Origin of the sequence: Micromonospora sp. DT31, assembly GCF_049841795.1 — a bacterium.
Classification (GTDB): Bacteria; Actinomycetota; Actinomycetes; order Mycobacteriales; family Micromonosporaceae; genus Micromonospora.
Map to the genome: position 1 here is coordinate 320065 of NZ_JBNCKZ010000005.1, position 25608 is coordinate 345672.

Sequence of the window (25608 nt, forward strand, 5' to 3'; positions counted from 1 at the left end):
GATCCGCTAGGCTGCGGCGATGGCGTTCGAGGCAGGACAAGTCATCACACGTCGATACCTACGCGGGCAGTGGTGCACGTGGGTGCAGCCGATGCGAGTAATCAGCGACGACGAGATGGGCCTGCTGCTCTGGCAGCCCGCCGGCAGTGACTTTGCGACGCTCGTCGACGCCGACGGCAACACCCCGCATGAGGTCACCCCCCGACCGGATGCGCGATCCGAAACTGACCGTCCGCGCCTGGCATAGCTACGACGTCCTGCTCCTCATGCCCGCCAACGCCAACTACTCCGTGTGGTGGTTCTTCCAGGAGGGCAACTTCGCCGGTTGGTACGTCAACCTTGAGGAGCCCTACGTCCGGCGGCACAACGGCGTCGAGACCACCGACCTGGTCCTCGACATCGTCGTCACGCCGCAGCGTCAGTGGAAATGGAAGGACGCCGACGAGTTCGACCGCCGCATCGGCCACCCCCTCTACTTCGACAGTGCCGCAGCCGACGCCATTCGTGCTGAAGGCGAACGACTCACCAAGCTGATCGAGGCCGGAGACTTCCCATTCGACGGCATCCACACCGACTTCCGGCCGGATCCACATTGGCCGTTGCCGCGGCTCGGCGACGACATGAAGTTCCCGCTCCACCGGCCGGCATGAGTGATCAGCCAAGCCGATGCTCCACGTCTTCGGCTCAGTCCTGGCCGAGCTGGTATTCCCAGCCGTGTTCGCGCCACTGAAACCCGCGCGCTACCAGATCCTCCACGGTCGCCCGGTTGACCACATGCTCAAGGCCACGCTGGGTGGCGATGTGACCGATCACCATTACCCGCCGCCTGCCCCACCGCATAGGCAGCTCTGCGAGGCTGCGGGCAACGCGGCCGACCGCCTGGCGGTGACTCTCACCGTCCGGATATGGCCGGTCGACATGGTCCATGAGGTCGCGGCTCACCTCGACTGACGGGGTGCCGTTGCGGGAGCCGAAGTCACACTCGCGCAGCCTCCAGTCGTAGAGGATCGGAATGCTGGTGCCGCCGAAGGCAATCTCCGCGGTCTCGACCGACCGTCGAAGGTCCGAGCAGAACACGGCGACGATCCCGTCGTGCCGTCGCCGACGGCCCATCTCGGCCGCATTTTTCCGGCCCTGGACACCGAGCCGCCCTGGCAGCCAGCCGGTTGCCAACCCTCGCTCGTTGTCCTCGCTCAACGCATGGGTTTCGAAGACGATCTCGATCGACACGGACCGATGCTACCGATGGCCTCGCGTCGCCTCACGCACCCGGTAACAGGTCGCGCTCCAAGCGAGTGGTTCGCAACCCCAACCAGGAGCGGCCCACCGAAGCGACGTTCGCCAATCTCGACGCCGCAGTTACCTCTGTGTGGCCGTACTGCGACCCCGACACCATGGGGACCCGCATCCGGCGCAGGGGTACCGCGCGGGACTCCTGCAAGCCCTCCGACTGGCCGGCATACCTGACGAGACCGCGCTGGAAGTCGATGGAGGGGCACCCGCAGTCGCACCTGCGGGCGACGACCACCTCCGCCGCCTGGCGCCGCAGGTTTTCGACGCCCTCGAAATCAACGGCCAGCAACGCCTCGAGCACGGCGCGCTCTCGCTGCGTCAGCGGCCTTGGATCCATGGCGATGATCGTCCCACAGGTCGACGCGTCGTTATCGTCCCTGCTGCCGGCCGCATTGGGTGTCCGTTGGCATGAGGCAGGCCGGGCTGTCGCTCATGACCCTGTGGCTTCCGCTCGCTGTCCATCCCCGGGGCGCTCCTCGGGAGGGGCGTAGGCACGAATGGTGCCGTTGTGCCGCGCGACTCTTCCGTCAGCGGTGAGGGCTACGACGCGTTTGCAGACGGGGCACAGGCCGCTGGTGCTGCGAGCGCTGAGTCACCCTGCCTCCTCGGGAGGCCGTCGCATGTCTTCGGTGTCATCTGCGAGCCGTGCCACCCATCGTTGCTGATCGAGGCTCGGAAGCGGGCCGACCACGGAAGGTGCCACGGGCGATCAGCGGCCAACAGGGGTCAGCCACCGGCCAACGCCTTTAGATCCCGGATGAGGGCACACAGCAAGATCCCCACCCGCGTCTCCGCTGGTGGGGATCTCTGTAGCCCGGCGAAAGGCTATGTGGCCAGGGGCGGGGTCGAACCGCCGACCTTCCGATTTTCAGTCGGACGCTCGTACCAACTGAGCTACCTGGCCGTGGTGCTCGGCACATGCTACCGCACGGGCCGATACGCAGAACGCCGCGCATCGAGTGCGCGGCGTCAGCGCTTGCGGTCCTGACGGGACTTGAACCCGCGACCTCCGCCTTGACAGGGCGGCGAGCACTCCAACTGCTCCACAGGACCTGGCTGGTGTTACATCCGGCGCATGCCGGACCGTGCCCCCAACGGGATTCGAACCCGTGCTACCGCCTTGAAAGGGCGACGTCCTGGGCCGCTAGACGATGAGGGCGGCCCCGCTATCATTGCACACTCGCAACTCTAAGCGGACTTGCTCCCATCCGGCCCCGCCGGAGGCATGAGAAGCATATGCCATGCCTCCCCGGACGACAAAACCGGTATACGAGTGAGCGTAGGGGCGGGCAGAACCGCAGGTCAGCGTAGGCGGGTTACGCCGTATCGGCGCTTGAGATCCGGGATCAGCCGCCGGCACGCGGCCATCGTCTGGGTCCGGTCGCCCCCGGCGTCGTGCAGCAGCACGACCGAACCGTGCCGACTGGCCCTCGCCACCCGCTTGATGATCGTCTTCGCCGGTGGGTGGTCCCAGTCCTGCGGGTCGACGCTCCAGTGCAGCGGGCGCAGCCCCAACTGCCGGGCGACGGTGAGCTCCTCGGCGGTCCAGCGGCCGCCGGGCTGACGGAACCAGGTGATCGGCGCCTTCGGAGCGGCCGCCCGGATCGCCTGGTTCGTTCGCACCAGGTCGGCCCGGATCTCGGCGGCCGGGCGCCGACCCAGGTTCACGTCGTGCCGCCAACTGTGGTTGCAGAGCTGGTGGCCCTCCCGGACGATCTGTGCCACCAGATGCGGGTAGCGCTTGGCCTGCTTGCCGACCAGGCAGAACGTCGCGGTGACCCGGAACTTCCGGAGCTGGGCCAGGATCTGCGGGGTGTAGCGGGGGTCGGGCCCGTCGTCGAAGGTGAGCGCCACTCCGGCGCTTCCGCTGGCCCGGTGCAGACCGGCCGGGAGCTTCTTGGGCAACGGCCGCAGTTCCGGTTTCGTCGCTGTGGTGCGGGTCGGCGAGGGCTTCGGCGCCGGGGTCGCCACTGGTGCCGCCGAGGCGGACGGCGACGTGGCGGACTTCTCGGTGTGCTTGCCGGGTTCGCCGCAGCCGGTGACGAGGAGCACCAGGCCGAGGGCGAACGCCGACAGGGCGCGTACGCGCATCTGTCGCTCCCGGGGGTCGGGTCAGACGGACTGCCCGACCGTAGTGGACGCGGACCCGGAACGGGAGAGGGCCTCAGTTCGTCGTCGACTGGTCCAGCGAGTCCCGCAGCGCTATGGCCAGCGACAGCGCCTCGGCCAGGTCCACCGGCCGCACCACCCCGGCGGGCAGTGAGTCGGCCCGCCAGCCGGGCCCGGCGGCCAGCACCAGCAGCGGTCGGCGGGGGACGGCCAACAGCGCGGTGAGCTGGCAGGGATCGGCGGTGGTGCGGGTGTGCGACCAGAGCACCACGGCCGCCGGGCCGGTCTTGTTGACCGCCTCGACCAGGGCCTCCACCGGCACCCGGGCACCGAGCATGCGGTAACTCACACCGGCCTCGGCCAGGGCGGCGGCCAGCGCCTCCAGCGGCAGCGAGTGCTGCTCCTCGTCGGCGCAGGAGAGCAGGATCCGGGGCGGCTTGTCGGTCGAGTGCGCACGGATCACCGACGCGAACGCCTCGGAGACGCACCGGGACATGAGGTGTTCCACCTCGACCAGCGCGGCGGTGGCGGCGTGCCGTTCTCCGATGCCGGCCAGCACCGGCCGAAGCAGCCCTTCCCAGGTCGCCACCACGCCGCCGGTGTTCAGCGCGTCGTCGATGGTCCGGCCGATGGCCGCCGAGTCCAGTCGCATGGCGGCGCGGGCCAGGCCCCGTGCGGCCGGACCGGCCCGGCCGACCGGGATGGTGGCCCCGCCACCGTCGCGTACCGCGGTGGGGTGGGCCCTCGGGCCGAGCCGCTCCGGGGGCAGCACGGCCGGGGCCTGCCGGGCCCAGCGCGCCGCCTCGGCGGGTGTGACCCCCTCGGCGGTGAGCCGGCGCATGATCTCCAGGCGGGCGAGATCGGCCGGCGTGTAGCGTCGGTGGTGACCCGGCACATGCTCGCTCGGGCCGAGCCCGTAGCGCTGGTGCCAGGTACGCAGCGTGGTGACCGCCACGCCCAGTCGGCGTGCCACGGCCCCCGCGCTCAGCGCCTCATCGGCCACCCGACCGCTCCGGTGCCTCGGCGGTTGCTGCACCCGGCCGGGACCCGTCGGCCGGGTGCAGCAACCGGTTGATCACCCCGCCCAACCACGGGGCGTACGCCCGGGGGTCGGCGTCCAGGTCGGCGGCCACTGAGCGGGGATCCGCCCAGTGCAGCTCGGCCACCTCGTCGGGGTCGGCGTGGGCGGCGAGGTCGGCCGGCACGTCGGCGCGCAGCACGTGGTCGTACTCGAATTCGACACGTCCGGTGGCCGGGTCCTCTGCGTAGTAGAGGTAGACGCCGACCTCGGTGAGGTCGACCGGGCGCAGGCCGAGTTCCTCGGCCAGCCGGCGGTTGGCGGCCTCGGCCAGCGACTGGCCGGGCAGCGGGTGCCCGCAGCAGGAGTTCGCCCAGCGCAGCGGGAAGCGGGTCTTGACCGCGGCCCGGCGTTGGAGCAGCACCCGTCCCGCCGGGTCGACCAGGACCACCGAGAAGGCGCGGTGGAGCCGGCCGGGCGGCTCGTGGGCGGCCGCGACGGTGGTCTCGCCGAGTACCCGGCCGTCGTCGTCGACCAGTTCGACCAGGTGGTCCTCCCGGGCACTCACCGGGCCGCTCCGGTGATGCGCGCGGCCGCCAGCTTGCCGCTGATCAGCACCATCGGCACGCCCACGCCGGGCTGTGTGCCGGAGCCGACGAAGACCACGTTGCCGAGCGTGCGGTGCAGGTTCGACGGCCGGAAGGGGCCGGTCTGGAAGAGGCTGTGCGCGGCGGCGAACGGGGTACCGGCGGCCATGCCCTGCGCGGCCCAGTCGGCCGGGGTGACGGCACGCATCACCTCGACGCCGTCGCCGAAGCCGACGTAGCCGCGCTCCTCCAGGGTCGACACGAGCTGCTCGGTGTAACGCTCGGTGAGGTCGCCGGGCCACTGGAACGGTGCCCGTTCCAGGTTCGGCACCGGAGCCAGCACGTAGTAGGTGTGCTTGCCGGCCGGGGCCACCGACGGGTCGGTGCGGCTGGGGTTCGTCACCAGCAGCGACGGATCGCTCATCAGCTCACCTCGCCGGATCACCTCGTCGAACGTGCCCTTCCAGGCGCGCCCGAAGTGAATGTTGTGGTGGGCGATCTTCCCATAGCCCTGCGTCGAACCGACGTGCAGGACCACGCAGGACGGCGAGTAGGTGAGCTTGCGCTGCCGGCTGGGCGGCAGCAGCTCCTGGTAGGCGACGGGCAGGTCGGGGTTGAGCACCACCACGTCGGCCGGGATCACGTCGCCGTCCGCGGTGACCACGCCGGTGGCCCGGCCGTTGGCGGTCTCCACCCGGGTCACCGTGGTGTCGTAGCGGATCTGCACGCCGTGCTTCTCCGCCGCGCCGGCCATGCCCCGGGATACCGCGTGGATGCCGCCGCGCGGGAAGGACACCCCGGCCACCGAGTCGAGGTACGCGATGACCGTGTAGATGGCGAGCGCGTCGTGCGGTGACAGGCCCGCATACATGGCCTGGAAGGAGAAGATCCGCTGGGTACGCGGGTCACGGAAGAACTGGTTGATCTTCGTCTGGAGCCGCCGGAACGCGCCGTTGGCGAACAGTTTCAGCAGGTTGCCGGTGATCAGGTCGGTCGGCGCGTCGAGGTTGCGTTCGATGAAGTCGGCCCGCTCCCACCGCCACAGGTTGCGGGCGTAGTCGACGAAGCGCAGGTAGCCGTCCGCCTCCCGGGGGCCGCAGACCCGGGCGATCTCGGCGGCCATCCGGGTGGTGTCGGTGATGACGTCGAGCGTCGACCCGTCCGGGTAGTAGGCGCGGTACGCCGGGTCGAGCGGGCTGAGGTCGAGCCAGTCGGACAGTTCCTCGCCCACCGCGCCGAGCGCCTCGGCGATCAGGTCGGGCATGGTCAGCACGGTCGGGCCGGTGTCGAACTCGTAGCCGTCGACGCTGAGCCGCCCGGCCCGCCCGCCGGGCACCGGCTCGCGTTCCAGCACGGTCACCTGCCGGCCGGCGCCGGCCAGGTGCAGCGCACAGGCCAACCCGCCCAGCCCGGCGCCGACGACGACCACCCGGTCGGTCCGTCCGTTGACGGTACGCATTCCGGCTCCCTTGCTCACGAAGTTGCCCATCATGACTGCCGCGCGGTGGCGGCGGTGGCGAGGCCGGTCAGCGCGGTGCGCGCGGTCTCGTCGATCGGTGCGGAGGCGAGCGCGGTGAGCGCGTCGGTCACCCGGTCGGAGATCATCCGTTCCACCCGGGCCGCGGCCCCGGTGTCCCGCACCAGGTCGGCCAGCCGGGCCACCTCGCGGTCGGCGGTGACTGACCCGGCCCGTTGCAGGGCGCGGCGCTGGGTCGGGTCGGCGAGCTGGCGGGCCAGCATCAGCAGCACGGTCGGCTTGCCGGTGCGCAGGTCGTCCCCGGCCGGCTTGCCGGTGGTCTCCGGGTCACCATAGACGCCGAGCAGATCGTCGCGGAGCTGGAAGGCCTCGCCGACGGCCAGCCCGTAGCGGGTGTACGCGGCGATCAGCGGGTCGTCGGCCTCGGTGCCGGCCAGGCAGGCGCCGAAGAGCAGCGGTCGCTGGACGGTGTAGCTGGCGGTCTTGTAGCGGGCCACCCGGAGTGCCCGGTCGACGGTCCAGTTCGCCGCGTCGTTCTCGCCGAGCACGTCCAGGTACTGCCCGGCGACCGTCTCCACCCGCATCTGGTCGTAGCAGCGGCGTACGTCGAGCAGCCGCTGCGCCGGGAGTGCGGCGTGGGCCATCAGCCGGTCGGCCCAGACCATGCAGAGGTCGCCGATGAGCACGGCGACGGCTTCGCCGTACCGGTCGGGGTCGCCGGTGTGCCCGGCGGCCCGGTGCCGGGCGGCGGCGGCCCGGTGTGCGGTCGGCAGTCCGCGCCGGGTGTCGGAGGCGTCCATCACGTCGTCGTGCACCAGGGCGAACGTGTGCAGCAGTTCCAGCGCCGACAGGGCGGGCAGCACCGAGGGCAGCGGTTCGTCGCCGCCGACCACCCCGCGCCACCCCCAGTACGCGAACGTGGGCCGTACCCGTTTACCGCCGGCCAGCACGGAGTCGCGTGCCGTCGCGGCGAATGCCCCCATCGCCGCGTCGATCTCGGTGAGCGAGTCGACCTCGCCGGCCAGGAACGTCCTCAGCGTCTCGTCGACCGCTTCGACCAGGTCTTTCGTGAACGCGGCCAGCACGCCGCGGACGGGATCGTCCGTCGCGCCGGGCTGAGTCGGCGCCACGCGGAGCGCATTATCCGCAACTGCGTCGTTGGCCATGTGGGCGAGCGTACCCTAGGCTACGAGTTGCGTCGATTGATGCGTCGAAGTTGAGGAGGGCCGGTGGATACGGATCTCAGCGCTGCCTACGACCGTTGCCGCGAGCTGCACCGGCGTCACGGCCGTACCTACTATCTCGCCACCCGCCTGCTCCCCGCCTGGAAACGGCGGCATGTGCACGCGCTGTACGGATTCACCCGCTACGCCGACGAGATCGTCGACAGCACCGAGGACCTGCCGCCGGCCGAGCGCGCCGCCCGGCTGCGGGAGTGGTCCGAGCGGTTCGTCGCCGGCCTGCACGGCGCGTCGATCGACGACCCGTTGCTGCCCGCCGTGCTGCACACCATCGCCGTGTTCGACCTGGACCGCGCCGACTTCGCGTCGTTTCTGCGCAGCATGGCGATGGACCTGACGGTCATGTCCTACCCCACCTACGAAGACCTGCTCGACTACATGGAGGGCTCGGCCGCCGTAATCGGCACCATGATGCTGCCCATCCTGGGCAGCTCCGACCCGGCCGCCGCCCGGGAACCCGCCCGCCAGCTCGGCTTCGCCTTCCAGCTCACCAACTTCATCCGGGACGTCGCCGAGGACCTCGACCGCGGCCGGACCTACCTGCCCGACGAGGACCTGGCCAAGTTCGACGTCACCCGCGACGACCTGCTCGCCGCCAAGGCCGCCGGCCGCACCACACCGGCCATCCGCGAGCTGATCGAGTACGAGGTGGCCCGCGCCCAGGCCCACTACCTCTCCGCCGCGCCGGGCATCCCGCTGCTCAGCCCCGCCTCGCAGGCCTGCATGCGCACCGCGTACGCGCTCTACGGCGGCATCCTCGACGAGGTGGCCGCGCAGGACTACGACGTCTTCACCCGCCGCGCGCTGGTGCCGCAGCGGCGACGGATGGCGGTGGCGGCGCGATCACTGCTCACCCCGTCCGGCACCCCGGTACGCGTACCCGGACCGACCCTGGCCGGCTGACCGGGCGCGGTGGCCCCCGCCGGCCGCCGCGCGTCGGTCCGCGTCACAGGCAGGAGTGCAGGACCTCGACCAGCTCATCCACCCGGTCGTGCTCGGCCAACCGCGCCGTCACGTAGGCGAACGTGTAACCGCGCTCCGGGTCGGCCCAGGCGCTGCTGCCACCGATTCCACCCATGCCCCAGCTTCCGTCCGGCTCCCACTGCATGCCCAGCGTCCAGTGCGCCGTGCGGTCCAGCACCAGATCCGGTCCGGAATACTGCACCCGGGTCGCCTCCGCGACCAGCTCCGGGCCGACCAGGCGCACCCCGTCCAGCACGCCGCCGGCCAGCAGACCCGCGTACAGCCGGGCCAGCGCCGACGCGGTGGCGTGCAGGTTCACCGCCGGGATCTCGGCGGCCCGCCACAGCTCGCTGTTCACCACCGCCACGTCGCGCCCGCCCGGCGGGTTGTCCACCGCCCGCGCCCGCAACGAACCCGGCTCACCGCGCGTCCGGTCCGGCCACCCCGGATCGCCGTACGACAGGTCGGCGCACCGCCGCCGGTCGGCCGGCCCCAGACCGAAGGCCAGGTCCAGGCGCCACGGCCCGGCGATCTCCTCGGCCAGGAAACGCCCCACCGACCGCCCGTCCACCCGACGGACCACCTCGCCCACCAGGTGCCCGTACGTCCAGGCGTGCTCGCCCGCGACGCTGCCCGGCGGCCACTCCGGCTCCGCCGCCGCCAGGTCGCCGCAGAGCAGGTCCCAGTCGGTGATCGCGGCGGCGGGCCGGGCCACCGGGAAGGCGGGCAGCCCGGCGGTGTGGGCGAGCACCTGCCGCACCGTGGCCGGGGTGCGGAACCCCGGCCAGTACGCGGCCACCGGCGCGTCGAGGTCGACCCGTCCCCGGTCGACGAGCAGCAGCAGGCAGAGCGCGACCACCGGCTTGCCCACCGAATAGACGTCGACCAGCGTGTCCGGCCGCCACGGCCGGTCCGCCCCGACCGCCGGGACCACCGTGCCGGGCGGGATCGCGGCCCGGGTGCCGCCCACCAACTCCACCACCGGCGTGCCGTCGTACCTGACGGCAACCGCCGCTCCGGTCTCCCGGCCGGCGGCGAAGAGCTCGTGGAAGCAGTCCCGGACCGGGGCGAAACGCGCGCGCATCAGGTCACGGTAGGCGGCTGCCGCCGACGCCGACACCGGAAAACCGGCTGCCACGGTGGCCGGTGGCCCGGCGGTGCGGAATGCTGGCGGGATGGCGGAGCCGGAACTGGTGGACGTGGTCGTGGTCGGGCTGGGCGTCGGCGGCGAGGAGGTGGCCGGGCGGCTCGCCGAGGCCGGCCTCACCGTGGTGGGCGTCGAGCGGGACCTCGTCGGCGGCGAATGCCCCTACTGGGGGTGCGTGCCCAGCAAGATGATGATCCGGGCGGCCAACGCGCTGGCCGAGGCGCACCGGGTGAACGAGCTGGCCGGGTCCGCCCAGGTGCGGCCGGACTGGGCGCCGGTGGCGGAGCGGATCCGCGCCGAGGCCACCGACACGTGGGACGACAGGGCGGCGGTGGAGCGGTTCACCGGCAAGGGCGGCCGGTTCGTCCGGGGCAGCGGCCGGCTCGACGGGGCGAACCGGGTACGCGTCGGCGACCAGCTCTTCCAGGCCCGCCACGGCGTGGTCCTGGGCACCGGCACCCGCCCCTCGGTGCCACCGATCGACGGGCTGGTCGACACGCCGTACTGGACGAACCACCAGGCCGTCGAGGTGGTGGAACTGCCCGCGTCGCTGCTGGTGCTCGGCGGCGGCGCGATCGGCCTGGAACTGGCCCAGGTGTTCGCCCGCTTCGGCGTCCGGGTCACGGTGATCGAGGCGGCCGACCGGGTGCTCGCCGTCGAGGAGCCGGAGGCGTCCACACTCGCCGCCGACGCGCTGCGCGCCGACGGGGTGGAGATCCACACCGGGGTCCGGGTCGGCCGGGTCGACCACGACGGCGACACGTTCACCGTGCACGCCGACGACGCCACGTTCACCGGCGAGAAGCTGCTCGTGGTGACCGGCCGCAAGGCGCACCTGGACGAGTTGGGCCTGGACACGATCGGGGTGGACGCCGGGCAGCGCTACCTGCCTGTCGACGAGCGGATGCACGTCACCGACGGGATCTGGGCGGTCGGCGACCTCACCGGCGAGGGCGCGTTCACCCACATCGCCATGTACCAGGCCGGCATCGTGGTGGCGGACGTGCTCGACCACATGCGGCGTACCAGGGGCGGCCCGGACGCCAGCGGCACCGCCAGTGTGGTCGGCGGCGCGGCCGGAGTGGTCAGCTCGGTCGGCGGCGCGATGAGCTCCGGCGGGTCGACCGCCGCGCCCGGCAGCGTCCCGGTCGCCGACTACCGGGCGCTGCCGCGGGTCACGTTCACCGACCCGGAGATCGGCGCGGTCGGCCTCACCGAGCAGCAGGCCCGCGAGCGCGGCGTCAACGTCCAGATCGGGTACGCCGACCTGACCTCCTCGACGCGCGGCTGGATCCACAAGACCGGCAACGCCGGGTTCATCAAGGTGATCGCCGACGCCGACCAGGGTGTGCTGGTCGGCGCCACCTCCGCCGGCCCGGCCGGCGGTGAGGTGCTGTCCGCGCTCGTGGTGGCGGTGCACGCGGCCGTGCCGGTCGGCCAACTCCGGCACATGATCTACGCGTACCCGACGTTCCACCGGGTCATCGAGGACGCGCTGCGCGCCCTGAAGTGACGCGTCAGCCGGCCGGCTCGCCGTGCCGGCCGGCCCCGGCGGCGAACCGGCCGGCACCGGACATCCCGTCCGCCGCGAGCGACTGGACGCCGTAGGCCAACTCGGTCGCCATCGCCTCCGGTTCGGCCCGACCGGCGCCGTCCCGCACCGCCGCCCGGTCGTTGCGCAGGCAGGTCTGCGGATGCCGGGCGATCTCGGCCGCCAGTCGCTCGGCCGCCGCCCGCGCCTCGCCCGGCCCGACCAGCCGGTTCACCAGACCCATCGCGTACGCCTCGTCGGCGGGAACGGGCCGGCCGGTGAGGATCAGGTCCATCGCCCGGCTCTCCCCGATCAGCCGGGGCAGCCGGACCGTCCCGCCGTCGATCAGCGGCATCCCCCAGCGCCGGCAGAACACGCCGAGCGTCGCGTCCGACTCGGCGACCCGCAGGTCGCACCAGAGCGCCAGCTCCAGGCCGCCGGCCACCGCGTAGCCGGAGATCGCGGCGATCACCGGCTTGGACAGCCGCATCCGGGTGGGACCCATCGGCCCGTCCCCCTCCGGCTCCACCCGGTTGCCGCCTGGCGTGCCGACCGCCTTGAGGTCGGCGCCGGAGCAGAACGTGCCGCCCGCGCCCCAGAGCACGGCCACCGCCGCGTCCGGGTCGGCGTCGAACGCGCGGAACGCGTCGGCGAGCGCCCGCGCGGTCGGCCCGTCCACCGCGTTGCGGGCCTGCGGCCGGTCCACGATCACGGTGGTCACGGCACCGGTGTGCTCGACGCGTACGCCCATGGGCCCAGCATGCCCCGACGGTGCTGTCGCGGCCACCGCGGGCGGTCCGTGCGAAGCAATTCCCGGCGTCCGGTTTGGGGGCCCTCCGGCCGGGAAGTCGGAACAGGTGCGCGAATTACTGACGAAGCTCGAACAGGCCGGCGGACTCGACCGGGTGGGTGACCGGTTGCAGCGCGCCGTCCAGGGCCGGCTGCGCTCCCAGCGGGTGCGGGACGCGCTGCACGGCGTGTGGCTGGGCCACCCGCTGCACCCGGCGATGGTGCAGGTGCCGGTGGGCGCGTGGATCTCCGCCGCCGTGGTGGACCTGCTCCCCGGCCAACGCCGGGCCGCCACCGCGCTTGTGGGTCTCGGCACGGTCAGCGCGGTGCCCGCGGCGGTCGCCGGCCTCAACGACTGGGCCACCCTCACCCGCGACCAGCGCCGGATCGGACTGGTGCACGCCGCCGCCAACACCGTCGGCCTGGCGCTGTACGCCGGTTCGCTCGCGGCCCGGCTCAACGGTCGGCACGGCCTCGGCCGGGCACTGGCCTACCTGGGGCTGTCCGCCGCCGGCGGCGGGGCGTACCTGGGTGGGCACCTCGCCTACAAGCAGGGCGCCCAGGCCAGCCAGAGCGTCTCCGAGATGCACCTGATCAGCGACGGCTGGCACGAGGTGGGTGACCTGAGCGACCTGCCACGGCGCGAACTGGTGACCCGGAAGATCGACGACGTCTCGGTGCTCCTCTACCGGGACGGCGACGACGTCAGCGTGATGCTCGAACGGTGCCCACACCAGAGCGGTCCCCTCGGCGACGGTGAGGTACGCCAGATCGACGGCCAAGCCTGCGTCGTCTGCCCCTGGCACGGCAGCGCGTTCCGGCTCGACGGCGGCCAGGTGGTGCGCGGCCCGGCCGCCAACGACCAGGTCGTGCTCCCCACCCGTGTGGTCGCCGGCCGGGTCGAGGCCCGGCTGCCCTGACTCAGCCCCGCCGGTGCCGCCCGTTGCCGAGCACACGGGCGGCCACCGTCCGGCGACGCAGCCCGAGGAGCGCGCCGATCTGGGCGCCCACGATGCTCGCCACCGCCAGCACCGCCGAGATGGCAAGTGGACGGTTGATCCCCTCCTCGGTGGTGGCCCGGGACGCACCCGCGGACATGGCCGGCGGCCGGGCGTCGGGGGCCGCCACCGTGGGCGTGCCGTCCCGCGGAGTCGGCTTCGGCTGCGCCGCCGGGGCGGCCGAGGGCGCGCCACCGCCGCCCGGGCGTGCCGGCGCGCTGTCGGCCGCCGTGACCACCAGCCGTCCGGCCGCGTGCCGCCGGGCCCCGGTGTCCACCGCGCTTTCGGGCAGTCGGATGAGCTGGCCGGGGCGGATCCGGTCCGGGTCGCCGATCCGGTTCAGCCGGGCCAGTTCCCGATAGCGGTCGAAGTCGTCCAGGTAGCGGTCGGCCACCTCGCCCAGGTAGTCACCCCTCGCGACCCGGTAGACGGCCGGGTCGGTGGACACCGACCCGGCCGACGCCGACGCCGACATCGGGACGGCCGGCGCGGACACGGCAGCGGCCGGCCCCGGTGCGGCGCCGGCCGCGGCCGGGCTCGCCGCCAGGATCAACGCCACCGAACCGACGAGCGCGGCGGCGGCCTTCTGTTGGCGGCGCATCCCGGGCAGCTTCGGTGCCGGCCGGCGCAGCGTCGCCGCGAACAGTTCCACCAGCACGGAGAACGCGAACGTGGCCCAGCCGAACCAGCCCACCACGGCCAACGCCCGCAGGAAGAGTTGCCCGTCGTCGCGACTGGTCAACGCCGTACCCACCTCGGCGAGCGTGGGCAGGTGGTCCGGCAGCGGGTTGCCGGCGAAGGCCAGCAGGGCGACCGGCCCGCCGGCCAGCACCCCGACGAGCAGGACGAGGGCGCCGAGCCCGGTGAGGACCTGGCCGGCGCGGCGGACGGCGGAGCGTCGAGGTGCACCCATGACGCCTTCCTTTCCTACGGTCCGGTGAGCACCCGAGCGGTGGCCTCACCGGTGACGGTGGCGGTCTTCTGCACGCCGAACAGACCGAGCAGGTCCCGGCGGTAGGTGATCTGCACGCGTACCCGGATCTGGGTCTGCGCCCCGACCGCCGGGAAGTCGACCTCGTGATCGCGGACCCCGCCGGCCACGTCGAGGTAGTCGGCGACGGCCGCCCGGGCGGCGGCCTGGTCGATCCGTTTCGGACCGCCCTCGATGGCCCGGGCGCGGTCGATCATCTGGCCGCCGCTGCGGGCCGCCTCGGCGGCCAGATTGTCCGCGCGTTGCAGGGTGCGCAGCTGCCCGGCGCCGTCGTAGGCGAGGGCGATGACGGCGAGCACGCCGCTCATCGCCACGGCCAGGAACAAGCTCACCCGGCCGCTCTCGGCGCCACGCCGTCCGGTCATCCGCGGCTCCGGTAGATGTCCAGGGGCGAGGTGAAACTGGCCGTCACCGTCTTGCCGCCCAGCACGCCCGGCAGGCCGGGCGCGAGCAGGTCGTCGAAGGAGACGGTGCAGCTCACCGTGACGGTCACCGTCGCCGGCACGCCGGCCGGGCTGCGGTACGCGGCGGCGAAGCTTGTCGGTTTCCCGGCCACCGAGCCGGTCAGGTCCAGTCCGGGCGGGCCGGCGCAGTTCAGGCCCGCCCAGCCGAGTTGGTCCCGGGCGGCCAGTTCGGCGGCGTCCTCGCCGTCGTCGGCGTCCCGGGCCAGGGAGGCGGCCCGGGCGCCGTGGTGGGCGGCGGACTCCACCGCCTCGTCGGCCACCGCGGTGCGCCCGGCCACCCCGGCGAGCACCATCAGCCCGATGAACGCGGGGGCGAGCACCGCCACCTCGATCGAGACGGAACCGCGCTCCCGCCGTCGCCCCGCGCTCACCCCGAGGTCCAGCGTTCGGCCGGGCCGTGGGCGCTCTGCACGACCTCGAAGGAGACGCCGGGGATCACCGACAGGGACCGCCCGCGCACGGTGCAGCTGACCTCGGTGGCCGCCTCGACGCAGGTCGGGCCGGCCTTCTCCCAGTCCACCAGCCAGTCCCCGGAGCGACGCAGGAAGCTGGTCGCCCGCTGCGTCCCGGCGTCCGGCGCGGCGTCGAACGTACGCTGGGCGTTCACCCCGGTCTGCGCCGCGTTGAGCGCGGTGGAGCGGGCCACGAACCACACCGCCACCTGGATCGAGCCGAACAGCAGCACCAGGATCACCGGCATCACGACGGCCAACTCGACCGGGTTGGCGCCCCGCTCGCCCTCGGACAGGCGGGCACGCGGCAGCGCGACGATCCGCCCCGGGCCGGGCGGGCCGGCGGGCCGGCCGGGGCTCGCCGGCCGGCTCCGGACCCTGCGGGCGGGGCGGGGCATCACGGTGCCGTGTTGTCCGGGATGGCGTTCATCCAGTTGTTCGCCTTGGCCAGGGCGAGTGCGGTGACCGCCATGGCCACCGCGACCAGGCCGAAGATGATCACCGCGGTGGGCACCGGGCTGTCGCCACGCTCGGAGTCCCGGCGCAGCTCGGCGAGGCGGGTGCTCACCGCCGCGTACAGGTAGGCGTAGAGGTGCATGGTGGCTCCTTCTCGAAGGTGGGCTCACAGGCGGGCGACGAACGGATAGACGGCGAAGCCGAGCAGGACGAAGACAAGCAGCGAACCGGGAATGTCCAACCTGCTCGTCACCCCCTCGGCGCGGGCCAGGTTGTCGGTGCGGATCTGGTCGCGCAGCGAGTCGGCCCGGGAGCGCAACGTCTCGTGCACCTGGGCGCCCTCACTGCCGGAGGAGCGCATGATCGCGCCCACGTCGCCCAGCTCCGGGATGCCGATCCGGTCGGCCAGCTCCCGCAACTCGTCCCACGGCGAGTGCATCTGGAGCTGGGCCAGCCGCAGCGCCTCCCGGATCCGGTCGAAGACCCAGCCGTCACAGACCGCCGCCGCCCGTTCCAGCGACTGCACCGGGCCGTGCGCGGCGGACAGCTGCAACGCCACCAGATCCAGGTAGGTGCAGACCGCCTGGCGGAACTCGTCCCGGGCGGCGTCCGCCCGGGACAGCACCGCGCGGTGGGCGAGCAGGGCGGCCAGCAGCGCCAGACCCAGGCTGGCCACCACCGGTACGGCCACCGGCAGCGCCATCCCGCCGACGAAGAGCACCGCCGAGGCGACCGCCGGGGCGGCGAAACCGACGAGCGCGGAGAGCAGCACCGACAGCGTGTACTGCTCGGGGGTGCGGTCGAGCAGGGCGAGCTGGCGGTGCGGCGGGCGCAGCCACCGGGCGACACCGCCGAGCCAGTCCGGCCCGGCGCCGGTGGTCGCCTGGCCGGGCGGCTGGTGCAGCCGGCGCAGGGCCGGGCCGAGCGCCGGAGTGGCCGGCAGCGCCTCGCGGACCACCAGGAACACCCCGAGGCCGATCGCGGACCCGCCGAGCACCGCCATCGCGAGCTGCCAGTTGAGCACGATCACGCGATCGCCTCCTCCGGGTCGGGCGCCGGCAGGAAACGCGCCGGCCGTGGCGGCTGGCTCATCGAACGCACCCAGATCAGCAGGCCGACGAAGGCCGCGCCGAGCACCGCCATCACGAGCTGCCCGACAGGCGTCCGGTAGGGACGGATGTAGTCGCTGTTCACCAGCCCGTACGCCAGCGTGGCCAGGGTCATGCCGGTGAGGAACCGGACCGCGAACCGGGGCTGGGTCCGTTTCGCCTCGACCTCGCGGCGGGTGGCCACCTCCGCCGAGGCCGCGCCGGCGATCGACCCGAGCACGTCGCCGAGACGCTCCCCCCGGTCGGTGAGGTGCAGGATCAACGCGGCCACCACCTGGTCGGCGACCGGGTCGGCGAGCTCGTCGGCGAACGCGAGCAGCGCGGTGCGCGCCGACCAGCCGGCCTGCAGGCGCGCGGCGAGCGTGCGTACCTCCTCCTCGATCTCCTCCGGCGCGGTGGAGATCGTGCCGATGATGGCCTGCTGGAGCCCTTGACCGGTGGCGGAGATGTCCTTGAGCCGCCGGGTCCACTCGCCGACCGCCTCGACCCGGGCGATGGCGCGCTGCTCCGCCCCACCCACCGCGAACAGCCACGGCACGCCGGGCACCGCGAGCGCCACCAGCAGACCCACCACCGGCAGCCCGGTGAACAGGAACGCCGCCGCCCCGGCGACCACGGCGCCACCGAGCAGCACCCGGCGGCGGCGCCGGTCGGCCCGGCCCGCCCCGCCGTCGGTCCACAGCCGCCGCAGGCCCCCGGCGCCGCCCGGCGTCGCGCCCGACGGCCGGCGCGTGCCGAACAGCGCGACCACGGCCAGCACCAACCCGGCCACGCAGGTCGCGCCGGAGACCAGCGCGATCAGTTCGATCCGGGTCATGCCCGCCCTCCGTCCGGCCGCGGGCCCAGCCGGGTGTGCCGGGGCCGACGCCAGGCGCCGACCCCGGCCTCCACGAACCGGGTGAGCAGCCGCGCGTCGTAGCCGACCCGCAGCAACTCGTCGCGGACCCGTTCGGGCAGGTGGCGGGGGACGGCGCGGCCGTCCGGCCCGGGACCGAACACGGTGGTGGTGGTGATCCGGTTGCCGTCGCCGACGCCGATGACCTCCTCGACGTGCGAGACGAAACGGTGCTTGCGGCCACCGATCGCGGTCTCGTCCTCGACGGTGACGTAGACGATCAGGTCGAGCGCGTTGCCGGCCATCCGCCGGGCCTGGTCCACGGTCATCTCCCGGCCGTGCGACAGCGCCAACTCGATGATCCGTTCGCCCACCCCGGACGGGGTACGGGCATGGATGGTGCACATCGACCCGCGGCTGGTGGTCATCGCCTGGAGCATCGGCACGATCTCCCGGGACCGCACCTCGCCGACGATGATCCGCAGCACGCCCATCCGCAGCGACACCGGGATCAGGTCGGCGATGCTCACCTCGCCGGCCGGTCGCCCGTCCGCGCCTCGCTCACCGTGCCCCTCCCGGGACTCGAAGCTCATCACCGCCCGGTGCTTGTGCCCACGCCGGGCCGGGAGCAGCTCCCGGCTCTCCTCCAGCAGAACGTACGGCTCGTCGGCCGGGATCTCGTCCATCAGGGCGCGGATGATGGTGGTCTTGCCCGCCCCGGCGAGCCCGGCGACCATGATGTTCAGCCCGGCCCGCATCGACGCCCGCAGGAAGTCGCGCACCAGCGGATCGATCATCTCGTCCAGGTCGGGCCGGCCACCCGCGATGTCCTCCAGGCTAACCGCGAGCGTGTTGTGCTTCCGGATCACCGCGTACGGGCGGTGGCTGACCAGGAACACGGCCGCGAGCCGGCTGCCGTCGGGCAGTTGCAGGTCGAGCGTCGGCTTGGAGGTGGACAGCGACCGCTCGGTGGCCCCGGCCCGCCGGGCCGCCGCCTGGAGGATCTCCACCAACTCGTCGTCGGTCTCGGCGATCGGATCGGCCCAGTCGACGCCGCCGCCGTGGCGGGTGATGCGGACCTGGTCGCAGCCGAGGATGTGCACCTCCTCGATGGACTCGTCGACGAGCAGCGTCTGGAGTCGACCCAACCCGACCAGCTCGGCGGTCACCTGATCGAGCAGCAGCCGTTCCTCGTCCGCGGGCATCGGCGTGCCGGACCGGCGGACCGAGTCGGCGTACGCGGACACCACCGCGACCGCCAACCGCGCCCGCTCGACCTCCTCGGCGTCGGCGTCGAACTCCTGCCCCCGCTGCCAGTGGGTGAGCCGTTCGCTCAACTCACGCCGCAGTTCACGGACCACCGCGAAGTCGACCCGGGGGCGGGGCGGGAGCGGCGGCGGCGCGACGGGTGCCGGGCCGGCGAGGGGGTGCCGGCCGTTCGGCGGGGCCAACGGCGGCGCCGTGGAGACCACCCCGGGCTGCTGCCCGCGGGGGTCGTGCGACACCGGCTCAAACCGCACCGGACACCCCCGGGGCGGTCGGCGTGGTCGCCGCACGCGGCGTGATCGCTCCCGGCCAGGCCAGCCGAGCCAGCCGCCGTTCCAGCAGCGCCCGGATCGGCACCTCCAGGGCACCGGCCGCCCGCATCAGCGGCCGGTTGGCGCGTACGGTGCCGCCGTGGCTGAGCACCTCGGCGGTACGCGGGTCGTGCGGCAGGCGGGCGATCACCGGCAGCCGCAGGGCCTTGCTGATCTCGCTGGTGCCGTGACCGTCCCCGACCACCAGCAGGCGTAGCGTGCCCGGCGGGAGCCGGTGCTCGGTGAGGTCCCGCTCGATCGCCCGGGCCGCGGCGCGGGTGGCGGACAGGTCGGGCAGGTGTGCCCGGGTGACCAGCAGCACCACCGCGGCGGCCCGCAGCAGCGGCCAGGGTGGACCGGGGACCGTCAGCCGGCCGCAGTCGGCGAGCACGTCGTACGGCGGTTCGCCGCGTTCCAGGCCGGTGAGGTAGTCGGCGAAGCGTTGCCAGAGCGGCACCACGCTGCCGGCCTGGGCCGGGTCCACCACGCCGGGCAGCAGCAGCCGTTGCCGGTGCGGCGCGTCCAGGTCGACCAGTTGGGACCAGAAGTCGTGTTCCAGCCTGCCGTCGCGCAGTTCGCCCACGGCCAGCTCACCGATGCCCCGCGGGCCGTCGAGCGCGCCACCGAGATAACCGGCGAGGATCGAGCCGCCCGCCGGGTCGCACTCGGCGAGCACGAGCCGCCGGTGCCAGCTCAGTGCGGCGGCCAGCCCGGTGGTGGTGACGCCGGGGGAGCCCTTCGCCGAGACCAGGGCGATGATCGCCATCAGGCCGACCCGATGAGCACGAGCGCGATCCGGTCGTCCGCGGCCAGCGCCACCACGGCCGGCACGTCCCGTACGGACAACGCCAGGTAGACCACCGTGTCGTCGTTCTCGGGGGTGGCGGTGTCGATCACGGTGCCGTCGAACCGGGTGCCGCCGCCGCGTGCCTCGCCGCCGCCGGCGCTGCTGTCCGGCGTGCTGACCAGCAGCACCTTGTCGCCTGGGTGCAGCTTGCGGGCGGGCACCTGGTCGGGTTTCAGCCCCAGCGCGATCTGCTGCTGGCCGGGGCCGAGCATCGGGGCCTCGGTGAGCTGGGCCTCGGTGAGCAGCGTCCCGGGGGTGAGCCGGACGGCGGCCCGCAGCCCGAGCACGTCGGAGATCCGGTCGGCGGCCACCGGCCGCAGTTCGCGCCCGCCGGAGACGCGGACCGGCACCAGGTCGTCGGCGGTGAGCTGCCGGCCCACCTCGACCGGGCGGGCGACCGCCAGGTAGGTGCCGGTGGACCGCACCGAGGTGACCGCGAACGCCGCCCCGAGCCCGCCGAGCGCGATCAGCAGGATCGCCAGGCCGAGCAGGCCGGGCCGGACACGTCGCTGCCGGACCACCTTGGGTGGCGCGATCGGCGCCTGGGTCGGGGTTCCGTTCCGGGATGCCACCACACTCATCGGGTCACCACCTGAAGTTCGTTGATCTGCACCGGGACGACGCCGCTGACCCGGCTCTGGGCGATCTCGCCGCGCTGACCGCCGCCGGACCACTCGACGGTCCAGAAGGTGGTGGCGCTGACCTGGTACGTCGCCGCGGTCGGGTAGCCGTCGTCGAGGCCGCAGTCCGGCGAGGTGGAACCGGCCCGCGGGCCGTCGGCCCGGTAGGGGGTGCCCGGCCCGGTGCAGGTCACGTCGATGGTGTCGGACATGTGCCAGACGATCCTGTCCACCTTGGCGGTGATCGTGACGGTCAGTCCCCGGTCCGAGGCGGAGGCGGTCAACGGGCCGAAGTAGCCGGCGCCCGCGCGGGCCCACATCCAGACCGGCAGGCCGACCAGGCCGGGTCCCTGGCTGCGTCGGGGCGCGACCGCGATCCGGGGTCGGAGCAGCGAGATCGAGGCCAGCGCGCGGCGGGCCAGTTCCTCCGGGTCGGGCGGGGCGCCGTAGCCCGGTGGCGGGGCGTCCAGCAGTTCCTGGCGTTGGCTGCCCAGGGCACCGCCGTTGCAGGTGAGTTGGTACCACTGCTTGCCGGGCGGGGCCTCCTTCTGCGGCTCGGCGAGCTTGTAGTAACAGCCGTCGCCGTTGTTGAACCAGCCCAGCACGTCGTCGTGGCAGGGGATGGCCCGGCCGTTCCACTGGCACTTCGGCGTACCGCCGTCGTTGCCGCCACCGCCCCCGCCGTCGTTGCCGCCCCCGCCGGGCCGGCCCGGGACGCCGGGGTCGTCGTCCCAGACGTCGCAGTCGATCTGCTCGGGCGGGCAGGAGCCGCCCGGGTCGGCGGCCCGGGCGGGCGCGCCGGTGAGGGCCAACAGGGCGGCCAGGCCGGCGGCCAGCAGCAGCCGGCGGTGCGTCCCGGCCCGCGTCGGGCGGGCCGGGACACCCCTTCCTCCCCAGGTCAGCACGGCTGGTCCTGGTGTGCGGCGCCGTCGCTGACGAGCCACCGCCCGTCCGGGTAGCGCAGCGCGGTGGCGGTGGCCAGGTAACGGCCGCCGCGGGTGCCCGGTACGGCCTTGCGGTCCTTGGCGTAGACCAGCCGGTAGCCACTGGCGTCGAGGCAGTCCTGGATCTCGACGGCGGGTGGGTCGGCGGCCAGGTCGACCGAGACGACGGTGGGATCGGAAACCAGCGCTCCGGTACGCATCGCGCCGTGCTCCTTCGCGTCACGAATTGCCACCCGCACCCGGGTCAGCAGCGGGTCCGCGAGATAGCGGGACAGTTCGGGGTGGCCGGGGTCGCTGCGGGCGTTCGCTGTCCGGGACGCCGCCAGATAGCCGGAATACGCGGACAGTGCCGCATTTCCGGCCGCCTTCTCCTCGGCCGTGGAATGGGTGGCGGGTGCGGTGGCGCGACCGGTGAGCGGGCGGGTGGCCGCCTCCGGCCCGTCGCCGCAGCCTGCGATGCCGACCGTCAGCGCGATGCTGAGCAGGCATGTTTCCCATCGGCGGGATTGCTGTGTGCGCAACGCCGATCCCTCCTCGGTGCGGACCCGGGCGGTCGCGCCGAACCGTTCCGGGCATGCGGGAGCGCGCCCGGATCTGCGCGCCCGGGCCTCGGTGACCATCATCGGTATTGACCTGTGCTGATCACGTGGAATGTGTGCGATAGGCCTCCGACGCCTGGGGAAATCGGGGGTTGCGTCGTATCCAAGGGGCGAGCATAAGCTCACGTCCGCCGATGCAACAGAGGTAATTCACGTGAACACGGTGAGTGAAGACGGGTGGTGGCGGTCGGTGGAGATCGGGATGGTGGCGGTCGGCCCGGCTGCCGCACCGGAAGCACCGCCCCCGACGTGGCCGCGCGGGACGTCGATTTCCGCGCCATCCGTCACACGACAGCCTGCCGGGAATCACGCTGCGTGCCCCGAACGGAGGCGGCGTGACCGCTGAACGGGTCGACGCGACCACCGGGAACCGCCGGCCCGTCGCCGGGCTGCTCGCCGCCCTGGCCGTCGTACCGCTGCTGCGGTTGGCGGTGGCCCGCTACGCCGTAGCGCCGGATGCGCCGGACCGGACCGGCTGCGACGGCTGCGGCACGCCGATTGGCCTGGCCCAGCCGCTGCCGGCGCTCGGCCCGGCCGCCCGCTGCCCGCACTGCCGGGCGCGGATCGGCGCCCCGCCCGGCGTGGTGGAGGCGGCGCTGCTGCTCGCGCTGGCGGTGCCGGTCCTGACCGGCGGACCGGCCGGCGCGCGCCTGGCGCTGGCCTGGTGGCTGGTCTGGTCGGTGCCGATGACGCTCGTCGACGCGACCGTGCACCGGCTGCCCGACCGACTCACCTGGCCCGCCGCGGCCGGCGTCTGGGCGCTGCTCGGCGTGGCCGCGCTGACCGGCCCCGGCGCGGACCCGTGGCTGCGGGCCGCCGCCGGCGCACTGGCGCTCGCCGGTGGCTTCGCCGCGACCACGCTGCTGCTCGGCCGGCGCGGCATGGGCCTCGGCGACGCCAAGCTGGCCCTGGGCGCGGGCGCGTTGCTCGGCTGGTACGGCTGGCCGGTCCTGGCGGCCGGGCTGATGCTGGCGATGACCCTGGCCGGACTGACCGGGCTGCTGCTGCTCGCCGCCCGGCGGGTCCGCTGGACCGCTCACCTGCCGTTCGGGCCGTTCCTCGTGCTCGCCGTCGCCGCCACGCTGGTGCTCACCACCGTGTGATGGGCCACCCCGGGTGCGGGCGGGGCGCGCCCCGGGTACCGGAGTCCCAGCCACCTTTCAGCCGGATCTGTTTCGGTGGCGCTCCACGCACCGGACTCGGGAGGGCACGTGTCGCACGGCGACGACAGTTGGCGGATCCGGCGCACCGACGCGGACCTGGAGCGCCTGGGCGAGACCGAATCGGTCTTCGCGCTGGCCAACGGCTGGGTGGGCTGGCGCGGCACGCTCGACGAGGGCGCACCCTGCGGGATGCCCGGCACCTACCTCAACGGGTTCCACGAACAGCACGACCTGACCTACCCGGAGAGCGGATACGCCTTCCCCGAACGCAGCGACACCGTGATCAGCGCCCCGAACGCGTCCCTGGTCCGGCTCTGGGTCGACGACGAGCGGTTGGACCTGGAAACCGGCACGATCCGGCGGCACCACCAGGAACTCGACCTGCGCGCCGGAGTGTTGCGCCGGGAGACCGAGTGGGTCTCACCGGGCGGCCGTGCCGTCCGCGTCCGCAGCACCCGCCTGGTCTCACTGCCCCGCCACCGGGTCGCCGCCGTCGACTGGGAGGTCGAGCCGCTGGAGCAACCGGTGCGGGTACGGGTCTGCGCCGACCTGCTCGCCAACGAGCGGGTGCCGGAACGCGGCGACGACCCCCGGGCCGCCTCGGTGATCCACGACCCGCTCACCGCCGAGACCGGCAGCCACGACGGCCTCGACGGGGTGCTGGTGCACCGCACCGGACGCAGCGGCCAGCGGGTCGCCGTGGCGGTCGCGCACCGGATCGAGGCGCCCGACGACACCGCCGCCGACACCGAGCTGACCGGCGACCGGTTCCGGCTGGCGCTCACCGGCTCGCTGCGCCCCGGCGAGCGGATCCGGGTAACCCGGTTCGCCGCGTACGAGTGCGCCGACGTCGACGGCACCCCGCCCGGTGAGTTGGCCGACGTGGTCGTCGCGGAGGCCGACGCGGCCCGGACGGACGGGTTCGACGCCCTGCTCGACGCCCAGCGGGCCACGCTCGACGCGGCGTGGGCCACCGCCGACGTCGAGCTGACCGGCGACCCGCAACTCCAGCGGGCGGTCCGGTTCTCGGTGTTCCACCTGCTCCAGGCCGGGCGGGCCGACGGCGACCGGACCATCCCGGCGAAAGGGCTGACCGGCAACGGCTACGACGGGCACGTCCTCTGGGACACCGAGGGCTACGTGCTGCCGGTGCTGACGTACCTGGCACCGGAACTGGCCCGCTCGGCGCTGCGGTGGCGGCACGCCCACCTGCCCGAGGCCCGGGACCGGGCGGCCGAGCTGCGGCTGACCGGGGCCACCTACCCGTGGCGGACGCTCAGCGGCCGGGAGTGCTCCGGCTACTGGCCGGCCGGCAGCGCCGGCCTGCACGTCAACGCGGACATCGCCGACGCGGTGCTGCGCTACGTCGCGGCCACCGGTGACACCGGCTTCCTCGCCGAGTCCGGCGCCGAGGTGCTGATCGAGACCGCCCGGCTGTGGCACGGCTACGGCCACTTCGACGACGACGGCCTGTTCCACCTGACCGGCGTCACCGGACCGGACGAATACTCCGCGCTCGCCGACGACAACGTCTTCACCAACCTGATGGCCCGGCGCAACCTGCGGGGCGCCGCCGACGCCGCGCAGCGGTGCCCGGAGGTGGCCGAACGGCTGGGCGTCGACGCGGCCGAGGTGTCCGGCTGGCGGGCCGCCGCCGACGCGGTGGCCGTCCCGTACGACGGCAAACGCGGCGTGCACGAGCAGTCCGCCGGTTTCACCGCACAGCCGGAGTGGGACTTCGACGCCACAGGTGCGGACGACTACCCGCTGCTGCTGCACTTCCCCTACCTGGAGCTGTACCGCAAGCAGGTGGTCAAGCAGGCCGACCTGGTGCTGGCGATGCTGCGCTGCCCGGGCGAGTTCACCGCCGAGGAGAAGACCCGCAACTTCGCCTACTACGAGGCGCGCACCGTCCGGGACTCGTCGCTGTCCGCCTCCGCCCAGGCGATCCTGGCCGCCGAGGTCGGTCACCTCGACCTGGCGTACGACCTGTTCGCCGAGACGGCGTTGCAGGACCTGGACGACCTGGGCGACAAGACCGCCGACGGGCTGCACCTGGCGTCGCTGGCCGGCGCGTGGCTGGTGGTGGCGCAGGGCTTCGGCGGGCTGCGCGACGACCGGGGCGTGCTGTCCTTCGACCCGAGGCTGCCCGGGAAGATCGACCGGCTCGTGTTCCACCTGCGCTGGCACGGGCACCGGCTGCGGGTCACGCTCACCTCCCGGGAGGCCCGTTACGAGCTGCCCGACGCCGGGCCGGACGACGCGGTCGAGCTGTGGCACCACGGCGAGCGGCTCCACCTCACCGCCGCCGCCCCGCTCACCCGCCCGATGCCCCCCGTCCCCGACGCCGGGCCGCCCCCGTCCGCCCCGAGGTAAGGAAGGGCCCCTGCTTAACGCA

At 73.6% G+C, this 25608-nt stretch carries 27 protein-coding genes and 3 tRNA genes; 7 read left to right on the forward strand and 23 right to left on the reverse strand.

Going from position 1 to position 25608, the window contains the following annotated elements; translation table 11 throughout:
* The first annotated feature begins 19 nt into the window (after window positions 1–19).
* Window positions 20–247, forward strand: a complete 228-nt coding sequence (locus ACLQ2X_RS11850; protein ID WP_425681029.1) for a hypothetical protein — start codon at window positions 20–22, stop codon at window positions 245–247.
* Window positions 210–650, forward strand: coding sequence for a DUF402 domain-containing protein (locus ACLQ2X_RS11855; protein ID WP_425681030.1), 441 nt, complete (start codon window positions 210–212; stop codon window positions 648–650). The genes ACLQ2X_RS11850 and ACLQ2X_RS11855 overlap by 38 nt, the downstream gene beginning before the upstream one ends.
* 34 nt (window positions 651–684) lie before the next feature.
* Here ACLQ2X_RS11855 and ACLQ2X_RS11860 read toward each other — a convergent pair whose 3' ends face one another.
* The 9 genes from ACLQ2X_RS11860 to ACLQ2X_RS11900 all read right to left on the reverse strand — a co-directional run bounded on the left by ACLQ2X_RS11860 (window position 685) and on the right by ACLQ2X_RS11900 (window position 7650).
* Window positions 685–1230, reverse strand: coding sequence for a histidine phosphatase family protein (locus tag ACLQ2X_RS11860; RefSeq protein WP_425681031.1), 546 nt, complete (start codon window positions 1228–1230; stop codon window positions 685–687).
* Window positions 1231–2123: 893 nt separating this feature from the next.
* Window positions 2124–2197: transfer RNA gene (locus ACLQ2X_RS11865), tRNA-Phe, on the reverse strand.
* 75 nt (window positions 2198–2272) lie between these two features.
* Window positions 2273–2346, reverse strand: a tRNA-Asp gene (locus ACLQ2X_RS11870).
* 33 nt (window positions 2347–2379) lie between these two features.
* Window positions 2380–2452, reverse strand: a tRNA-Glu gene (locus tag ACLQ2X_RS11875).
* Window positions 2453–2595: 143 nt separating this feature from the next.
* A complete protein-coding gene (locus tag ACLQ2X_RS11880) occupies window positions 2596–3384 on the reverse strand; it encodes a polysaccharide deacetylase family protein (RefSeq protein WP_425681032.1) in 789 nt (262 codons plus the stop codon).
* A gap of 73 nt (window positions 3385–3457) precedes the next feature.
* Window positions 3458–4405 (reverse strand): MerR family transcriptional regulator, encoded by a 948-nt coding sequence (locus ACLQ2X_RS11885; RefSeq protein WP_425681033.1) that lies wholly within the window; start codon window positions 4403–4405, stop codon window positions 3458–3460.
* Complete coding sequence (gene idi / locus ACLQ2X_RS11890; RefSeq protein ID WP_425681034.1) at window positions 4395–4988, reverse strand: isopentenyl-diphosphate Delta-isomerase; 594 nt, start codon at window positions 4986–4988, stop codon at window positions 4395–4397. Before idi ends, ACLQ2X_RS11885 begins: the two co-directional genes overlap by 11 nt.
* Window positions 4985–6466 (reverse strand): phytoene desaturase family protein, encoded by a 1482-nt coding sequence (gene crtI, locus ACLQ2X_RS11895; RefSeq protein WP_425681035.1) that lies wholly within the window; start codon window positions 6464–6466, stop codon window positions 4985–4987. The genes idi and crtI overlap by 4 nt, the downstream gene beginning before the upstream one ends.
* 29 nt (window positions 6467–6495) lie before the next feature.
* Window positions 6496–7650, reverse strand: coding sequence for a polyprenyl synthetase family protein (locus ACLQ2X_RS11900; RefSeq protein ID WP_425681036.1), 1155 nt, complete (start codon window positions 7648–7650; stop codon window positions 6496–6498).
* A 63-nt stretch (window positions 7651–7713) separates the two neighbouring features.
* Between ACLQ2X_RS11900 and ACLQ2X_RS11905 the strand changes: the two genes are divergently transcribed.
* The gene (locus ACLQ2X_RS11905) at window positions 7714–8628 is read left to right on the forward strand and encodes a phytoene/squalene synthase family protein (RefSeq protein ID WP_425681037.1); all 915 of its coding nucleotides are present in this window, start codon (window positions 7714–7716) and stop codon (window positions 8626–8628) included.
* Between the two features lie 43 nt (window positions 8629–8671).
* Here ACLQ2X_RS11905 and ACLQ2X_RS11910 read toward each other — a convergent pair whose 3' ends face one another.
* Complete coding sequence (locus tag ACLQ2X_RS11910) at window positions 8672–9772, reverse strand: serine hydrolase domain-containing protein (protein WP_425681038.1); 1101 nt, start codon at window positions 9770–9772, stop codon at window positions 8672–8674.
* A gap of 91 nt (window positions 9773–9863) precedes the next feature.
* Between ACLQ2X_RS11910 and ACLQ2X_RS11915 the strand changes: the two genes are divergently transcribed.
* Window positions 9864–11348: a dihydrolipoyl dehydrogenase family protein gene (locus tag ACLQ2X_RS11915; RefSeq protein WP_425681039.1), complete on the forward strand. Its 1485-nt coding sequence runs from the start codon at window positions 9864–9866 to the stop codon at window positions 11346–11348.
* A gap of 4 nt (window positions 11349–11352) precedes the next feature.
* Here the strand turns inward: ACLQ2X_RS11915 and ACLQ2X_RS11920 are convergent, their stop codons facing one another.
* Complete coding sequence (locus ACLQ2X_RS11920; protein ID WP_425681040.1) at window positions 11353–12117, reverse strand: crotonase/enoyl-CoA hydratase family protein; 765 nt, start codon at window positions 12115–12117, stop codon at window positions 11353–11355.
* Between the two features lie 106 nt (window positions 12118–12223).
* Here ACLQ2X_RS11920 and ACLQ2X_RS11925 point away from each other — a divergent pair, with 106 nt between their 5' ends.
* Entirely contained in the window at window positions 12224–13075 is an 852-nt protein-coding gene (locus ACLQ2X_RS11925) for a Rieske 2Fe-2S domain-containing protein (protein WP_425681041.1), read from the forward strand.
* A 1-nt stretch (window position 13076) separates the two neighbouring features.
* Here ACLQ2X_RS11925 and ACLQ2X_RS11930 read toward each other — a convergent pair whose 3' ends face one another.
* The 12 genes from ACLQ2X_RS11930 to ACLQ2X_RS11985 are packed head-to-tail and all read right to left on the reverse strand — an operon-like array spanning window position 13077 to window position 21918.
* Window positions 13077–14066: a LysM peptidoglycan-binding domain-containing protein gene (locus ACLQ2X_RS11930; RefSeq protein ID WP_425681042.1), complete on the reverse strand. Its 990-nt coding sequence runs from the start codon at window positions 14064–14066 to the stop codon at window positions 13077–13079.
* Window positions 14067–14080: 14 nt separating this feature from the next.
* Entirely contained in the window at window positions 14081–14509 is a 429-nt protein-coding gene (locus ACLQ2X_RS11935; RefSeq protein WP_425681043.1) for a hypothetical protein, read from the reverse strand.
* Complete coding sequence (locus tag ACLQ2X_RS11940) at window positions 14506–14979, reverse strand: TadE/TadG family type IV pilus assembly protein (RefSeq protein ID WP_425681044.1); 474 nt, start codon at window positions 14977–14979, stop codon at window positions 14506–14508. The genes ACLQ2X_RS11935 and ACLQ2X_RS11940 overlap by 4 nt, the downstream gene beginning before the upstream one ends.
* Complete coding sequence (locus ACLQ2X_RS11945; protein WP_425681045.1) at window positions 14976–15458, reverse strand: TadE family protein; 483 nt, start codon at window positions 15456–15458, stop codon at window positions 14976–14978. The genes ACLQ2X_RS11940 and ACLQ2X_RS11945 overlap by 4 nt, the downstream gene beginning before the upstream one ends.
* Complete coding sequence (locus ACLQ2X_RS11950) at window positions 15458–15658, reverse strand: hypothetical protein (protein WP_425681046.1); 201 nt, start codon at window positions 15656–15658, stop codon at window positions 15458–15460. Before ACLQ2X_RS11950 ends, ACLQ2X_RS11945 begins: the two co-directional genes overlap by 1 nt.
* Window positions 15659–15682: 24 nt before the next feature.
* Window positions 15683–16540 carry a type II secretion system F family protein gene (locus ACLQ2X_RS11955; protein WP_425681089.1) on the reverse strand — a complete coding sequence of 286 codons (858 nt, stop codon included), beginning with the start codon at window positions 16538–16540 and terminating at the stop codon, window positions 15683–15685.
* A gap of 2 nt (window positions 16541–16542) precedes the next feature.
* Window positions 16543–17496 carry a type II secretion system F family protein gene (locus ACLQ2X_RS11960; RefSeq protein ID WP_425681090.1) on the reverse strand — a complete coding sequence of 318 codons (954 nt, stop codon included), beginning with the start codon at window positions 17494–17496 and terminating at the stop codon, window positions 16543–16545.
* Window positions 17439–18980, reverse strand: a complete 1542-nt coding sequence (locus ACLQ2X_RS11965; RefSeq protein ID WP_425681047.1) for a CpaF family protein — start codon at window positions 18978–18980, stop codon at window positions 17439–17441. Before ACLQ2X_RS11965 ends, ACLQ2X_RS11960 begins: the two co-directional genes overlap by 58 nt.
* Window positions 18970–19803, reverse strand: a complete 834-nt coding sequence (locus ACLQ2X_RS11970; RefSeq protein WP_425681048.1) for a ParA family protein — start codon at window positions 19801–19803, stop codon at window positions 18970–18972. Before ACLQ2X_RS11970 ends, ACLQ2X_RS11965 begins: the two co-directional genes overlap by 11 nt.
* On the reverse strand, window positions 19803–20465 hold the full coding sequence (locus ACLQ2X_RS11975) for an SAF domain-containing protein (RefSeq protein WP_425681049.1): 663 nt from the start codon (window positions 20463–20465) through the stop codon (window positions 19803–19805). Before ACLQ2X_RS11975 ends, ACLQ2X_RS11970 begins: the two co-directional genes overlap by 1 nt.
* Window positions 20462–21409, reverse strand: a complete 948-nt coding sequence (locus tag ACLQ2X_RS11980; protein ID WP_425681050.1) for a hypothetical protein — start codon at window positions 21407–21409, stop codon at window positions 20462–20464. The genes ACLQ2X_RS11975 and ACLQ2X_RS11980 overlap by 4 nt, the downstream gene beginning before the upstream one ends.
* Window positions 21403–21918 carry a hypothetical protein gene (locus ACLQ2X_RS11985; RefSeq protein WP_425681091.1) on the reverse strand — a complete coding sequence of 172 codons (516 nt, stop codon included), beginning with the start codon at window positions 21916–21918 and terminating at the stop codon, window positions 21403–21405. Before ACLQ2X_RS11985 ends, ACLQ2X_RS11980 begins: the two co-directional genes overlap by 7 nt.
* A gap of 464 nt (window positions 21919–22382) precedes the next feature.
* Between ACLQ2X_RS11985 and ACLQ2X_RS11990 the strand changes: the two genes are divergently transcribed.
* Window positions 22383–23150, forward strand: coding sequence for a prepilin peptidase (locus tag ACLQ2X_RS11990; protein ID WP_425681051.1), 768 nt, complete (start codon window positions 22383–22385; stop codon window positions 23148–23150).
* 108 nt (window positions 23151–23258) lie between these two features.
* A complete protein-coding gene (locus ACLQ2X_RS11995; protein WP_425681052.1) occupies window positions 23259–25586 on the forward strand; it encodes a glycoside hydrolase family 65 protein in 2328 nt (775 codons plus the stop codon).
* Window positions 25587–25608 lie beyond the last annotated feature (22 nt).

Bases quoted from the DNA above. Each gene is read 5' to 3' on its own strand.
- ACLQ2X_RS11900 (WP_425681036.1), bottom strand. From the start codon at position 7,650: ATGGCCAACGACGCAGTTGCGGATAATGCGCTCCGCGTGGCGCCGACT.
- ACLQ2X_RS11930 (WP_425681042.1), bottom strand. From the start codon at position 14,066: ATGGGTGCACCTCGACGCTCCGCCGTCCGCCGCGCCGGCCAGGTCCTC.
- ACLQ2X_RS11945 (WP_425681045.1), bottom strand. From the start codon at position 15,458: ATGCCCCGCCCCGCCCGCAGGGTCCGGAGCCGGCCGGCGAGCCCCGGC.
- ACLQ2X_RS11975 (WP_425681049.1), bottom strand. From the start codon at position 20,465: ATGAGTGTGGTGGCATCCCGGAACGGAACCCCGACCCAGGCGCCGATC.
- ACLQ2X_RS11950 (WP_425681046.1), bottom strand. From the start codon at position 15,658: ATGCACCTCTACGCCTACCTGTACGCGGCGGTGAGCACCCGCCTCGCC.
- ACLQ2X_RS11915 (WP_425681039.1), top strand. From the start codon at position 9,864: ATGGCGGAGCCGGAACTGGTGGACGTGGTCGTGGTCGGGCTGGGCGTC.
- ACLQ2X_RS11970 (WP_425681048.1), bottom strand. From the start codon at position 19,803: ATGGCGATCATCGCCCTGGTCTCGGCGAAGGGCTCCCCCGGCGTCACC.
- ACLQ2X_RS11850 (WP_425681029.1), top strand. From the start codon at position 20: ATGGCGTTCGAGGCAGGACAAGTCATCACACGTCGATACCTACGCGGG.
- ACLQ2X_RS11920 (WP_425681040.1), bottom strand. From the start codon at position 12,117: ATGGGCGTACGCGTCGAGCACACCGGTGCCGTGACCACCGTGATCGTG.
- ACLQ2X_RS11935 (WP_425681043.1), bottom strand. From the start codon at position 14,509: ATGACCGGACGGCGTGGCGCCGAGAGCGGCCGGGTGAGCTTGTTCCTG.
- ACLQ2X_RS11880 (WP_425681032.1), bottom strand. From the start codon at position 3,384: ATGCGCGTACGCGCCCTGTCGGCGTTCGCCCTCGGCCTGGTGCTCCTC.
- crtI (WP_425681035.1), bottom strand. From the start codon at position 6,466: ATGCGTACCGTCAACGGACGGACCGACCGGGTGGTCGTCGTCGGCGCC.
- ACLQ2X_RS11855 (WP_425681030.1), top strand. From the start codon at position 210: ATGCGCGATCCGAAACTGACCGTCCGCGCCTGGCATAGCTACGACGTC.
- ACLQ2X_RS11910 (WP_425681038.1), bottom strand. From the start codon at position 9,772: ATGCGCGCGCGTTTCGCCCCGGTCCGGGACTGCTTCCACGAGCTCTTC.